This window comes from Bacillus methanolicus PB1, from assembly GCF_000262755.1.
Classification (GTDB): Bacteria; Bacillota; Bacilli; order Bacillales; family Cytobacillaceae; genus Bacillus_Z; species Bacillus_Z methanolicus.
Genome location: NZ_AFEU01000001.1, coordinates 699,215 through 712,942, shown reverse-complemented (window position 1 = coordinate 712,942; position 13,728 = coordinate 699,215). Strand labels below are relative to the sequence as shown.

Here is a 13,728-nt window from a genome sequence, read left to right as displayed (position 1 = left end):
TCTTATGCATAAAATTAGCGGAGAGCTTTTCGATTAATGAAACCCTGTAATCTTAAAGAAGAGACTGCACAAATTTTCGACGCGTTTCGATTCAATTTCTTCCTCGTCAAATTTCATTGGTTTTGAATTGATTTCGTAAACATAGTATTGGCCTGTTGTTGAAATTCCCGCGTCAATCGAAAATTCCCCGAAAAAGCCAAAATTTTTTGATAAAAGATTTCCGCTAAGATTGACAATGTTATTAATAAATTGATCGTGGTCGGAATTTCTAACCTTTTCAAATGGAATCAGCTCTCCGCCATTAAGAAGATGCGTAGTTAATTGATCGCGGTCCGCTTGCCGAACACCGACGCCTGTTACTAGATAATGTTTAATGTCGCTATGAGAAAGAATTCGAAAATCAAATCGTTTGCCATGTTTTGAAAAGGGGATAATTTCTTTTTGAGCTAAATATTTTTTTTCCTAAAAAGCGGGCTCCAGTCATACCAGAAGCTTTCGAAGTTGGAATAAACAGTTTTCTTGTCTTTTTTTTCGAATAGAATTTTTCTTTTTCCTGTTTTTTTTAGGCGAAAAATACCGCTTCCCTTCGAGGACAAACAAGGTTTAAGGTAAAGGTTATTATGTTTCTCAAGAAATGTGCGGAGCGACATATGATCAATGAGAATTGTTTCGGGAAAATAGACGGAAATTTCAGGATCGGTTAACGCCGCACTGTATAGATCATATTTATCGATAAAGCCTGGATTGAAAAAGGGAACCTTATTTTCCTTTAGTTTTTTAAATGCTTTTATTGTTGTCAATGAATTTTCAGATTTGCGGAAAGGAATCCGGTTATATACAAGATGAGGAAGCGGGAAAGATGCCCGAATCCATTTTTGTTTGGAAGGTACATATAAATAGCCATCTGCACCATGATCTTTTAGCGTCTCGGAAGTAAAAATAAAAGACAGGCCCCCTTTTTGAATGATTTTTGTTTGAATGGAAGCGAATAGGGGGCCGTTTCCTGCTAAACTGCCGTCATTTCTTTCGGTTGCCATAATGCCGATTAACGGGCCGGCATTATGGGCCTTTCGTTTTAAATTGAAAGAGAAACATGATGGTTCATTTACGTTTTCTGAAAAGGGAACATGCATCTCATTTTTTCCGAATGTAACTGCGGCGTTTTTATAAGTATGAAACCATTTTTTATTTCCAGTGTGATAATAGAGCATCATTTAAATATTTCCTCAGGGTTTTTTATTGCTTTTTCCGTAAGAAAAACAGCAAATGCCAATGAACAAGTACGGGTCAGCAGGTCAAATTTTTTTAATTGCGGATGTTTAAAAATAGATCTGCCCGGCTTGGAATTTGCTTCAAACAACCATACATCGCCATTTCTGTCAATTCCCATATCAAACCCGATCTCACCGATGATACCTTCCATCATATTTTCCAGCGCTTGACTCAAAGCAAGAGCGGCATTCGTTAATTTATGAATGTAAACTTCTTTTTCTTCTTTGTCAGTAAAAATTTCTTCGAGAGTCTTAATGGTGCCGCCATTATTGATATGAGTAGTTGCACTGCCCGATCCAGCTACTTTGGCGGCAACGGCACTAACTCTCCAGGCGCCGTGTTCATCTTTATTCGTGTGAACACGAAAATCGACCTGCCGTTTATCTTTTCTAATCAGATGAATCCCTTGCTGTATAAGCAAGTTTCCAAGTTTTCGGCTAGTAAACACACGGCGGACAAGCCCTTCAAGGCTTCCTGATTTTATTAATTTATTTTCGCCCAAGCTATTTCGGAAGCGGCAATAATAGCTGCCATCTTTTTTATCATAAAGTATTTGGTGAATCCCTATCCCGAGGCTGCCGTTTTTCGGTTTTACATAAAGATGCCCGTATTTTGCAAGCATTGATTCCATTAAAGAAAAGGAGATGAAAGGGTGCGTTTCAGGGAGATAGCGGCTGACGGTATCATCCTGCTCAAGCCGTTCGTATACATCCAGTTTATTGAAGAATCCTGGATTGTACCATGGAATTAAATAATCGTTTTGCATGCGTTCTTTTATCTTTCTTAGTTCTGAAAGTTTTTCCGTCTTGCGATTCGGCAGCCTGTCATAAACAACATTCGGAAAGGGAACCTCGATCATTTCCCACCCTTTTTGTTGATAGAAATAGCCTTTGATAACACTCTGATCCCAGTCAATATGCTGTTCACCAAAGACAAACGCCAGTGCGCCAACCTTATTTTGAACTGAAAGGAGCTTTGCAAAGAAGAGTGTCCTCTCTCCGATCGGCCTTATAAGAAAAGGTGAAAACCCGGCTGTAAAAATTCCGACAAGCGGTCCAATAAATAAAGTATCATTATCAATGAAAACATGGAGAGGTACCGCTAAATCCGGAAATTTTAATTCTGTTTGAATATCCTTGCTGATATAAATCTTATTTTTGTTATCTGGATGAGGAATGAATTGTGCATTCGCTGTTTTATTTCCAAAGGCGATTGTTTGTATTTCAGACGAAACGTACAGATCGTTTGGATAAAAGACAGTTTTTGTACAATCATCGATAATTTCAATGGGATAACGTTTTCTCATTGTATCGTTTCCTCTCTTTCAGTTTTGATTGGCTGATGAAAGATGCATAGCAAAGGGGTGCTTCAAACAATTGTTCTGAAATTTCCGGTCTGGTTGCTAATATCACTTTTCTGCCAGGTTTTGAATTGATATCTAAAATCCAAATTGCCCCGTTTTTATCAATTCCAATGTCTATTCCTAATTCAAATAAAGGCAAAAATGCTTCTTCAAGAATTGCGGGAATATTCGCTAAAATATCATCCAATTCTTGTTGAATGTATTCCCGCAAAGCAAATGGAAGGGAATCGATCCAGTTCATAAAATTTGAAACAATACCACCCGCGCTTAAATTCGAAATAATTCCGCCTTTTTTTCCGATACGAATTCCTCTTCCTCTTTCAAGCCAATTTCCAAGTTCATTTTTTTGCAGCAGCACCCTTATGTCAAAAGGACAGCCGTCGTGATTTGTTAACTCAAGATAAGGCTGAATAATGTATTTTTTTTCTTAATTAATTCAGTCATCCATTTTAATGCCGTTTCTTTACTTGAAATAGTGCGAACGATCTGCTGTCTCTGTTTTTCTGTTTTAACAAGCATGTGATTGCCGGTTTTTTCAAGATAAAATATTCCGCTGCCTTGAGAGCCGTTAACAGGCTTGATTAAAATTTTTTTGCGTTTCCTTAATTCGTTGAGGATATCTGCCGGAGAAGATACCGGTTTGGAGTGGGGCAAGTAGGCTGATATATTAGAATGTTTGAGGACTTCGTATAATTCTAGTTTATTAGGTAGACCGTATCCGAGAAATTGGATATCATCTCTGTCTTTCAGCCATGATACGATCGGCATACATTGTTTTGAATGGTTATCATCGCCATAAAAACAGCGGTCATAGATAATTGAAGGCACCGGAAACTCAAGAGTGGTCCAACATTCATTTTCGGAATTATATATTTCCCCTGTTACAAGCATGGTTGACGGGTTAATATCAGTTGGCACAAAATGGCAGCAACTAATTCCATATTGTACCGCGCGTCTGGCTATTTCGGTAAAATAGCCTTTTTCACTCGTCAAGTGTAAGGTCATAAAACCGAGGTGCATTATGATTTCTCCTCCTTTATCTGTAAGTATTTAAAAGCAAGTGCTGTGCTGTAAGCTACAATGGCTTTTGCGGAAGGCCGGATTTTCTTACCAGGTTCTTCAAATTTCTTAGAAGGCTTTGAATTTACCTCGATAATCCAGATATGACCTGACGGATCTACTCCCATATCAATTCCCAGCTCTCCGGTTGCCCCGTCGGACTGCTGTTCGATAATCGCTGCACACTCAACAGCAATCTCTTTCATTAATGCAAATATTTGTAAAGCAACTGCACGATCAAAGCAATTAGCCAGAGCTTTTAATGGTTTTATCATTTCACCGCCCCTGGCAATATTCGAAACAAATTGTTGCAGAGCAGAAATTCTTGCTACAGAAGAAGTAACTATCCATGATTCTTGTTTGTTTTTATGGCATAAAATCCGGAAATCAAGTTTCCTTCCATCATACGTAATCAACGGGATTTCTTGCTGAATTAAATAAAGGCGCCTCTTTGTCTGTTTTTCAAGGATTTTAAATAAATGTGTCAATGAAGGAAGACTTGTTGAATTCTCACTTGTTTCCGCAGATGTTCTAAGACAGAATTCATTATTGTATTTGCTTAGTCGAATTATATTCCGCCCCTGGCTGCCATGGACTGGCTTAAGAAAAACCGAATGATGCTCTTCAAGCATTTCTTCTAAATTTTCTCTTGAATAAAGAGACGTTTGGGGCAGATATGGATGCATATGTTCTTCCAATAACAACATACTATGAACCTCCCATTTTGAGAGAAACCGGTAATTAAAAAAGGAAATATTTTGTTCCTGAACATACCGGTACAATTGTTGAAATAATTCTCCATATTCCAGTCTTCGCGAATGGATCCGATTATAAATGACATCCGGAAGCGGAAGGATTCTTTTCGTCCAGCAATCATCTTCATAGCAATATCCTGTTATACTTTCCTTGCTGAAGTCTCTTAAAGTAAAAACATAAAACAATCCGCCGATTTCAGAAAGTCCATGGTGAATTTCTTCACAAAATGCGTGAACGGAACGGAAATCGGGATAACCGTCATCGTTTTCGCTTATCTCTGTAAGCAAGGCGATGACCGGCCCGAGTATAATGGTAAAATTTTTCGGACTATAATGAATGCAAAAAGTACCTTTAGGAAGCATAATTTTTTTCATCAAACCTTCAGGAAGAAAAAGTTCATTTGGAGGGCAATCCGATTCGATGGCTTTTACGTTTACAGATTTTCTTCCAAAACAAAGATTTAGAAAAGTTTTGTTTTTTATGCCTAATTTTTGCAGGAGCTTTTTGTTTGCATAGATAAAATCATCTTCATTTTGAATCGTTGTCGAAGGCTTTACCGTAATCGAATAAATGGTAAAAGTCATAACAGTTCCTCATTTGCTAGTCATTGGTGATTAAAAAAATTTTGGATGGGCAAAAGCTGATATACCATCGTATGACATGAATAGGCGGATTGTGCTTTTACACTTTCATGAACAGTTTTTCTTAGGCGAACGTCCTCGCAATTTCTTTCATAGTTTGTTATAGTGTAGTGAAGTTGTTAAAGAATAGGAGTGGATAAAATGGCAGTTAATTTATATGATTCTGCATATGCAATGGAGAATGCGATTCGCCGGAGCGAAGAATATGTCCTTTTAAGAAAGTTTTATAAAGAAGTGAATGAAGATGAATCTGCAAGGAGAATGTTCGAAAATTTTCGGAATATTCAATTGCAATTGCAGGAAAAGCAAATGATGGCTCAGGAAATCACCCAAGAAGAAATTGAACATGTTCAAAAAGCAGCTGCACTTGTTCAACAACATGATAAAATCTCAAAATTAATCGAAGCCGAGCAGCGGATGAGCATGATCATCACTCAATTAAATGAAATTATCATGAAACCTCTTGAAGAGTTATACGGAAATCCGAGCAATTATTAATGAATGGGGTCTGACTTTCAGCCCCTTCCTTTTGTTTTTCCTAATCCCTTCCGCTTCCTATATGTGCATGTTCTATTCCCCTTTCGTATTACATAAATTTGATACAGGGACGTTTACATCAATGAGTTAGGGGGGCGCATGAAGGGATGATTTACCGGCTTTTAGCTTTAAACATTGACGGTACGCTTCTTCAATCGAACGGAAAACTTCATAAATCTGCGAAAGAAGCGGTCCAATACGTACAGCAAAAAGGAATTTACGTGACGCTCGTTACTTCCCGAAGTTTTCCTTCAGCCAAAAAAGTGGCAAAAGCACTGAAGATAAAATCATTGCTAGTAACACACAGCGGTTCGTATATTTCCGGATTAACGGACAAACCGGTTTATGTAAAAAGAATTCCCGAAGATATCACATATGAGATTGTCCGTTTTCTTGAAGGGTTCCCATGTCAGATTAGGCTTGTTCATGAGAGTTTTTCTCTGGCAAATAAAGCAAAACTGAATCATAACATGCTGGCAAAAACGGTATTTACATCGGGAGATCCTGTTTTTTATTCACAGCAATTTGTAGAATCCTTAAGTGATACGTTAATAGAACAAAAGGTATCACCTCCTAAAATGGAAGTGCATTTTGAAAATGAAAACGATTTGAAGGATGCATTGGCGGCATTAAGTCAAACATTTACGGAAGTTGAACCGCTCAGGGTAAATTCTTCACGTATAGATATTGTGCCTGCAGGTGCTTCAAAGCTCAACGGCTTAATCTATTTAGGAGAGCATTTGGGAATTGCCAGAAAGGAAATGGTTGTTATCGGCGATGGAATGGATGATTTGGAAATGATTAAGGCTGCAGGTCTTGGCGTTGCAATGTGGAATGCTCCCGCTGTAGTAAAAAAAGCAGCGGATTGGGTAACGCGGAGCAACAATGAGCACGGTGTTGCCTATATGGTTAAGGAACATTTCAGAAAACAGCATCCAATTGAGTTCTTGCGGAAAATGAATATTATAAAAAAATAAGCTATGATGAGGCTGTCTCAAAGCCTAAGGGTCAGACCCTTATGAGACAGCCTCATTTTATATAGAATGGATGCCCTGTGCTTATTTGCAAAAGTATGCTTTTCCTAAGGTGGAATGTTTTCAGCTGTATTGACCTTGGTTATCCCTTTCAGTACACTAAAGGAAGCTTGTTTAGAAAGGTGATTGCATTGCAAATTTATATAAAAGGATTAAATGATGATCGGGTTCTTCGGCCGCTGCAATTAATTGCCAACTTGTTTTTTGAAGAAACCGAAATATTTATGAATGAAATTGACGAATGGGATATTAAAATACAGTTCGAAATGGCGACAGCAGAAAGCGTCAAAGTCCGAGCTGTCCTGTTAGATCGGGAAGGTCATGAACATTCTGCTGCATTTGAAAAAGAGCTTTCGGAAAATCTCAATGAAAAAGACCGTTTTAAACAAATTAAGAATGCCGTTTCCCATGTTTTCTTAACAGTGCTTCAAGAAAAAACGGGCATTATCCAAAAATGGGGAATTCTTACAGGGGTAAGGCCGACAAAACTGCTGCACCGGAAAGTTCAAGAAGGGGTGCAAAAAGACATTGCCCACAAGCAATTAAGAGAGGACTTTTTGATTTCGGAAGAAAAGATTGCTTTAATGCAGCAAATTGTTGAACGTCAGCTTGCGGTTGTACCGGATTTATACGAGTTGAAAAATGAGGTCAGTATTTATATTGGAATTCCTTTTTGCCCCACAAAATGTGCATATTGTACATTCCCTGCCTATGCCATTAACGGTAGACAAGGTTCGGTAAACTCTTTTCTCGGCGGACTTCATTATGAAATGAGGAAAATTGGCGAATGGCTGAAGGAAAATGGAATTCGAATCACAACAGTTTACTATGGCGGTGGAACACCGACTAGCATTACTGCTGAAGAAATGGATTTGCTCTATGAAGAAATGTACGCGTCTTTTCCTGATGTGGAAAATATCCGCGAAATTACTGTTGAGGCAGGCAGGCCTGATACCATTACACCTGAAAAGCTGGACGTATTTAAAAAATGGAATATTGACCGGATCAGTATTAATCCGCAATCATACATCCTGGAAACATTAAAGGCGATCGGCCGCCACCATACAGTTGAAGAAACATTAGAAAAATATCATCTGGCAAGATCAATGGGCATGAACAATATTAATATGGATTTAATCATCGGTTTGCCCGGTGAAGGAGTGAAAGAATTCGGCTACACATTAAATGAGACAGAGAAGCTGATGCCAGAATCTCTAACCGTTCATACACTCTCTTTCAAGCGTGCTTCCGAAATGACGAAGAATAAAGAAAAATACAAAGTTGCTGACCGGACCGAAGTTGAAAGAATGATGAACATGGCTGAACAATGGACAAAGAATCATGGTTATGTTCCATACTATTTATACCGGCAAAAAAATATTCTCGGCAACCTTGAAAATGTAGGCTATGCGCTTCCGGGCCGGGAAAGCATCTACAATATTATGATTATGGAAGAGCAGCAAACGATTATCGGCCTCGGCTGCGGGGCATCAAGCAAATTTATTCATCCTGTTACCGGACAAATCACCCATTTTGCAAATCCGAAGGATCCTAAATCTTATAATGAAAGCTATGAAAAATATACGGAAGAAAAGCTCATGATATTAGCAGAGTTATTTCTGCATGAAGGTAGGACCGTCTCATAAGGGTCTGACACCCTCCGAAAAAGTCAATATATAGGATGGCTTTATTAGTGTTTTTCTATATATTGTATTGGAGGGGTCTGACCCTTTTTTGTGCAGTGTGATCAAGTAACAAAAGGGCATTTGCAAAATTTTCAATAAAATCTTAGCACTATTTTAAAATAAGTTTATAACCTTTATAATATGAATGAAAGATTTAAGGAGGGGATTTTTGTTGTCTATTGACTCAGAAGCAAATTCAGTTCTTGTTCATATAGATGGACGAGTGGCAACATTGGAACTGAACAGACCGGAATCACTGAACGCTCTGAATTGTGAAATGATTAAAGAATTAGCTGCAAAACTGAAAGATCTCGGCTATAATGACGAAATTGACATTATTGTCTTAAAGGGAAGCGGCAGAGCTTTTTCTTCCGGCGGAGATATAAAGACAATGCTTTTAGGAATAAATGAAAACGATTTCTGTGCCGTAATGGATAAAATAAATGAATTAGTTGTAACATTATACAGCATCTCTAAACTTACAATCAGTGTGATTTCAGGGGCAGCAGCCGGTCTCGGCCTAAGTCTTGCTTTGGCTACAGACTATGTTATTGCTGACCGTACCAGTAAAATAGCTATGAATTTTATTGGAATCGGTTTAATACCAGATGGAGGGGCACACTTCTTTTTAGAAAAAAGATTAGGCGAGGCAAAGGCAAAACAAGTGATTTGGGATGGGAAACCGATGACCGCTGATGAAGCATATCAAGTGGGGCTTATTTCAGAAATTCCCCAGGAAAATATAGACGATGCTTTACAGCGAAAATTAAACGACTGGCTTCATAAACCTATACAGGCAATGATCAGAACAAAGAAAATCATGGCAGAAAGAAGCCGGCCGGATTTGCTTAAAATTTTGGAACTTGAAAAACATGGACAAAATAAAATGAGGCAAACCGAGGACCATCAAGAGGGAATCAGAGCATTCATTGAAAAGCGGAAGCCGAACTTCATCGGGAAATAATATTATTTAAAGTTGGGACTGACTAATAAGGGTCAGACTTCCTCCAATAATAACAATATTATAGAATGGTTTTATTTATATTGTCTATATGTTGTGTTGGAGGGGTCTGAACTTTTTTTAAGGATGAAACAGTATTAATTTTCCACTTGGCGATGTGCAGCGATGGGTTTTTTCAAGAAGGCCTTTTTCTTCAAGAATTTTTATTCCAAGCGACTTTGCTTCGTCATCATTGTTTGCCTGAAATGGCTGATCTAACAGTTTTTCTCCGTCAGACTCAAAAGCAGTTAATTTATAAGTCTTCATGTTTCTTAACTCCTTTCAATTTCACTTTTCTGGATTCTGCTATTATTCTTTCATAATTTCTATTTTTCTGCAAAAAAAAATGGAAAATTGAAACATTTTTTCTCATAACTCGTATAATTTCATGAAGGGAGGAAAAATGATGGTATTACAGATTCACCATGTCACAAAACGTTTTGGGCAATTTACTGCTGTGGATGATCTAACATTAAAGATACCCGAAAAAGAAATGTTTGGGTTTCTTGGCGCTAATGGGGCTGGAAAAACAACTACTTTCCGGATGATTTTAGGATTGCTTGAACCAAGCGAAGGAAGGATTACTTGGGATGGTAAGCCGGTCAATTATTCTGTGAGCCATTTGATTGGCTATCTGCCAGAAGAAAGGGGACTTTATCCGAAATTAAAAGTAAAGGAACAAATTGTCTATCTTGCAAGATTAAGAGGGATGAAGAAGAAAGACGCACTTAAGGAACTTGACATTTGGCTCGAGCGTTTCAAAGTGCCTGAATATGCTGATAAAAAAGTAGAGGAGCTTTCGAAAGGAAATCAGCAAAAAATTCAATTTATCGCTGCCGTTATACATAAGCCTAAACTATTAATTTTGGATGAACCTTTTAGCGGACTTGATCCTGTTAATGTTGAGCAGCTGAAGGAAGCCGTTTTGGATTTGAAGGAGAATGGAACAACGATCGTCTTTTCAAGCCACCGGATGGAGCATGTGGAAGAAATGTGCGAGCATTTGTGCATTATGCATAAAGGCCGTCCTGTTGTGCATGGCGCATTAAAGGAAATAAAACGTTCATTTCGGAAGAAAAATCTTGTGATTCATTCTGATTTTAAGATGGATTTTCTAAAAAACTATCAAGGAGTAACAAAAGCGAAAGAAACGCCTGAAGGGATTCATCTTCAAATTGAAGGGGAAGAAGTTGCGGAACAGATTTTAAAGGATATCGTCGGGAATGGGTTTATCCGCAAATTTGAATTAGAGGAACCTTCTTTAAATGATATTTTTATCGAGAAAGTTGGTGCTTCCTATGAATAACTTTTGGATTATTATGTTTCACACTTTTTTTACCAAATTGAAAACTAAGTCGTTTCTTGTTACGACCATTCTTACACTATTAATTGTTCTCGGCCTGACAAATATGAACAATATTATCAACTTTTTCGACAACGACGGCGGAAAGGAAAAGGTAGCTGTAATAGATGAAACAGGCCAACTTTTTGAAGATTATCAACAACAAATGAAAGCAATCAATGAAGATATTAAGCTGTCAAAAATTAATACAACGAAAGACAAGGTAATAGAGGACGTTAAAAATGGCAAGTACAAAGGCCTTCTCATTCTTTCTTTCGATGAAAACAAACTCCCTTCAGCAATTTATCATGCAAAAAGCATTGCTGATACTTCTCTTTCGGGAGATCTCGAAAATGGGCTAAAGCAATTAAAGACAATGATGGCGGCATCGCAAATGAATTTATCGCCGGAACAGCTTAACAAACTTTACGAGCCTCCATCGTTTAAAAAAACAGCGCTTGAAGAAAACGCAAAAACAGAAGAAGAATTGACTCAGGCGAGAGGGCTCGTTTATGTACTTCTTTTTGTTATTTATATTGCCGTCATAATGTACGCCAATATGATCGCAATGGAAGTAGCTACTGAAAAATCTTCAAGAGTGATGGAAATTCTTATTTCAAGCGTTTCGCCGATTAAGCAAATGTTTGCGAAGATTCTCGGTGTTGCATTGGTCAGTTTAACCCAGCTTTCTGTGCTTCTTGTTGTCGGATATTTTTCGATAAAACAAAATCTGAAATCGATGGAAGGGGGCTTCTTCGAATTTTTCGGATTTGGAGACATCCAGCCTGCAACTATTTTCTATGCAGTCATATTTTTTATTTTAGGATACTTTCTGTATGCAACGCTTGCGGCATTTCTCGGCTCTCTCGTCAGCCGGATAGAAGATATCCAGCAATTCATCACCCCGATGACGATGATTGTCGTTGCCGGCTTTATGATTGCCATGTTCGGCTTAAGCCAGCCGGAAACGCCATTTATTACGGCAACATCCTATATCCCATTTTTCACCCCGATGCTTATGTTTATGAGAGTTGGAATGCTGAATCTCCCTGTGTGGGAGCCAATGCTTGGAATTGCCATACTGTTCATCACGATTATTTTGCTGGCTATTTTCGGCGCACGGGTCTATAAGGGCGGAGTTTTGATGTACGGAAAATCAAATTCATATAAAGATATTAAGAAAGCATTGCAATTATCGAAAAATGACTAACGCAGTATTCGATGTTTTTATAAAAGAAAATTACCCACCCTTGAGCCTTCAGGTATAAGTGGTGGGTTATTTTCTGTCCTGTTATGCTTATCCCTTTTTCGTGGAACTATCTATTGCATGACTGTTTGGTGTATCTTACACAAGCGGTCTTTTTATAGAAGATAAGTTAAAATTTAATCATTTAACAAAGTATTTTTTGCGTTTCGATCATAAAACCGAATCATTTATAATTGTTTGGTGTTTGTCATGTCTAAAACGAGGCGTTTACAGAGAAAATTCTATAATATTATTAATTTTTTACAGTTTTTTTCATAAAATAGCTATTTTTTAGTAAGAAGATGAGGGTGTTCTCTCTCTGAATCATGTTCCATGGAAGGATATGAGCCTTAATTTTGATAAATAAGCCTTTATTTTCAATTATGAGCTTTTATTTTGAAATATGAGCCGTCATTCTGATATATGAGCCTTAATTTTGATTTATGAGCCGTTGATCACATTTATGAGCTTTCGTTCTAATACGTTTAAAAAAACCAGGACAGAACGTGCATTCGCTTTTTATAAATGCTACAATGATAGAAAAGTGGACGAAAGGAAGTTGTAATGAAAGAAGTAACATTTATTCATGCTGCCGACCTTCATTTAGACAGTCCGATGACAGGTTTAAAGCATTTGCCGAAGCAAATTTTTCAAAGGTTGCAGGAAAGCACGTTTCACGCTTTCAGAAAGGTCATTGATGCTGCCTTAACGTTCAATGTTGATTTTGTCGTCTTTGCAGGCGACTTATACGATGAGGATTATCGCAGCCTTCGCGCCCAAGCCCGTTTTCGCAAAGAAATGGAGCGACTGGCCGAACGAAATATTCCTGTCTATATCGTTCATGGGAATCACGACCATTTAGGAGGAACGTGGCCTCATTTTCATTTGCCTGATAATGTTCATATTTTTAAAGACCATGTTGAATCGAAAGATTTTCAAAAAAGCGATGGAACGACCGTCCGCCTCTACGGTTTCAGCTATCCCGGCCGCCACGTGTATGAACGAATGATCACTCACTATAAAAAAGAAGAAGGCGCCGATTTTCACATTGGAATTCTCCACGGATATCAGGAAGGAAGCAGCGGACACGGAAGGTATGCTCCTTTTCATTTAAAAGAACTGCTTGAAAAGCAGTATGATTATTGGGCCCTCGGCCACATACATAAGCGGTCAGTTTTGTCCGAGTTTCCACCTGTTTTGTACCCCGGCAATGTTCAGGGACGGAATAAAAAAGAAACAGGTGTAAAAGGGTGTTATTTCGTTTCGCTTACTGAACATAATACGAGTTTGCGATTTGTTGAAACCTCTGACGTGATTTGGGAAGACGTAAAAGCGGATGCGCAACATATTGATTCTGTTCATGAACTTTATGAATTTTGCAGGAAAACAATGGATGATTACCGCCGGGAAGGGACTGGAACCCTTTTATATCTATCCTTAACAAACGTCAACATTAATGGGATGCAAATGCAATTGTCTGAGTGGCTGGAACTGTTCCAGGAAGAAGAAAAAGATGAAGCCTCATTTGTATGGCCGGTAAAGATAGAAGTGGAGGAAAAGGTCAATTGGGAGCGGAGCCAATTGTCTTCAGAGGCGGACTTTTATGGAGAACTTTTTGAGGCAATTGACGAGTACAGCGATATCGAAGAATGTCTTTCTCCGTTATATCAACACCCGGCTGCAGGAAAATTTTTAAATGCCTTGGACGTACAAGAGAGAATAAAGCTGATAAGAGAAGCCGAGGATTTGCTAATTAGAAGCTTAATACGTCCTGAATGAGAAAAGAGGCGGTT

Annotated in this window: 10 protein-coding genes and 2 pseudogenes; 7 read left to right on the top strand and 5 right to left on the bottom strand. The window is 38.2% G+C overall.

All coding sequences use genetic code 11. The features are described from left to right. Positions 1-33 precede the first annotated feature (33 nt). The 4 genes and pseudogenes from PB1_RS18390 to PB1_RS03295 form a co-directional block, all read right to left on the bottom strand. Positions 34-1,037, bottom strand: a pseudogene (locus PB1_RS18390) (YheC/YheD family protein). 173 nt (positions 1,038-1,210) lie between these two features. After that, entirely contained in the window at positions 1,211-2,578 is a 1,368-nt protein-coding gene (locus PB1_RS03305; protein ID WP_003350753.1) for a YheC/YheD family endospore coat-associated protein, read from the bottom strand. Then, positions 2,556-3,403, bottom strand: a pseudogene (locus tag PB1_RS18385) (YheC/YheD family protein). The gene PB1_RS03305 and the pseudogene PB1_RS18385 overlap by 23 nt, the downstream one beginning before the upstream one ends. Before the next feature lie 251 nt (positions 3,404-3,654). Next, positions 3,655-5,034, bottom strand: coding sequence for a YheC/YheD family endospore coat-associated protein (locus PB1_RS03295; RefSeq protein WP_003350752.1), 1,380 nt, complete (start codon positions 5,032-5,034; stop codon positions 3,655-3,657). 198 nt (positions 5,035-5,232) lie between these two features. On the opposite strand from PB1_RS03295, the gene PB1_RS03290 reads away from it, so the two are divergent. The 4 genes from PB1_RS03290 to PB1_RS03275 all read left to right on the top strand — a co-directional run bounded on the left by PB1_RS03290 (position 5,233) and on the right by PB1_RS03275 (position 9,311). Continuing rightward, positions 5,233-5,589, top strand: coding sequence for a YlbF/YmcA family competence regulator (locus tag PB1_RS03290; RefSeq protein WP_003350751.1), 357 nt, complete (start codon positions 5,233-5,235; stop codon positions 5,587-5,589). Positions 5,590-5,735: 146 nt separating this feature from the next. After that, a complete protein-coding gene (locus PB1_RS03285; RefSeq protein ID WP_003350750.1) occupies positions 5,736-6,605 on the top strand; it encodes a Cof-type HAD-IIB family hydrolase in 870 nt (289 codons plus the stop codon). A 188-nt stretch (positions 6,606-6,793) separates the two neighbouring features. Continuing rightward, on the top strand, positions 6,794-8,308 hold the full coding sequence (locus PB1_RS03280) for a coproporphyrinogen III oxidase (protein WP_034644848.1): 1,515 nt from the start codon (positions 6,794-6,796) through the stop codon (positions 8,306-8,308). 211 nt (positions 8,309-8,519) lie between these two features. Next, on the top strand, positions 8,520-9,311 hold the full coding sequence (locus tag PB1_RS03275) for an enoyl-CoA hydratase (protein WP_003350746.1): 792 nt from the start codon (positions 8,520-8,522) through the stop codon (positions 9,309-9,311). Positions 9,312-9,428: 117 nt separating this feature from the next. Here the strand turns inward: PB1_RS03275 and PB1_RS03270 are convergent, their stop codons facing one another. After that, positions 9,429-9,614 (bottom strand): YhzD family protein, encoded by a 186-nt coding sequence (locus PB1_RS03270; protein ID WP_003350745.1) that lies wholly within the window; start codon positions 9,612-9,614, stop codon positions 9,429-9,431. Positions 9,615-9,753: 139 nt separating this feature from the next. On the opposite strand from PB1_RS03270, the gene PB1_RS03265 reads away from it, so the two are divergent. The 3 genes from PB1_RS03265 to PB1_RS03255 all read left to right on the top strand — a co-directional run bounded on the left by PB1_RS03265 (position 9,754) and on the right by PB1_RS03255 (position 13,714). Beyond that, a complete protein-coding gene (locus PB1_RS03265; RefSeq protein ID WP_003350743.1) occupies positions 9,754-10,653 on the top strand; it encodes an ABC transporter ATP-binding protein in 900 nt (299 codons plus the stop codon). Further along, the gene (locus tag PB1_RS03260; RefSeq protein ID WP_003350742.1) at positions 10,646-11,899 is read left to right on the top strand and encodes an ABC transporter permease; all 1,254 of its coding nucleotides are present in this window, start codon (positions 10,646-10,648) and stop codon (positions 11,897-11,899) included. The genes PB1_RS03265 and PB1_RS03260 overlap by 8 nt, the downstream gene beginning before the upstream one ends. Positions 11,900-12,499: 600 nt before the next feature. Beyond that, entirely contained in the window at positions 12,500-13,714 is a 1,215-nt protein-coding gene (locus tag PB1_RS03255) for a metallophosphoesterase family protein (protein WP_003350741.1), read from the top strand. Positions 13,715-13,728 lie beyond the last annotated feature (14 nt).

Coding starts and splice junctions, on each gene's coding strand:
- PB1_RS03290 (WP_003350751.1), top strand. CDS start 5,233: ATGGCAGTTAATTTATATGATTCTGCATATGCAATGGAGAATGCGATT.
- PB1_RS03305 (WP_003350753.1), bottom strand. CDS start 2,578: ATGAGAAAACGTTATCCCATTGAAATTATCGATGATTGTACAAAAACT.
- PB1_RS03260 (WP_003350742.1), top strand. CDS start 10,646: ATGAATAACTTTTGGATTATTATGTTTCACACTTTTTTTACCAAATTG.
- PB1_RS03285 (WP_003350750.1), top strand. CDS start 5,736: ATGATTTACCGGCTTTTAGCTTTAAACATTGACGGTACGCTTCTTCAA.
- PB1_RS03270 (WP_003350745.1), bottom strand. CDS start 9,614: ATGAAGACTTATAAATTAACTGCTTTTGAGTCTGACGGAGAAAAACTG.
- PB1_RS03295 (WP_003350752.1), bottom strand. CDS start 5,034: ATGACTTTTACCATTTATTCGATTACGGTAAAGCCTTCGACAACGATT.
- PB1_RS03265 (WP_003350743.1), top strand. CDS start 9,754: ATGGTATTACAGATTCACCATGTCACAAAACGTTTTGGGCAATTTACT.
- PB1_RS03255 (WP_003350741.1), top strand. CDS start 12,500: ATGAAAGAAGTAACATTTATTCATGCTGCCGACCTTCATTTAGACAGT.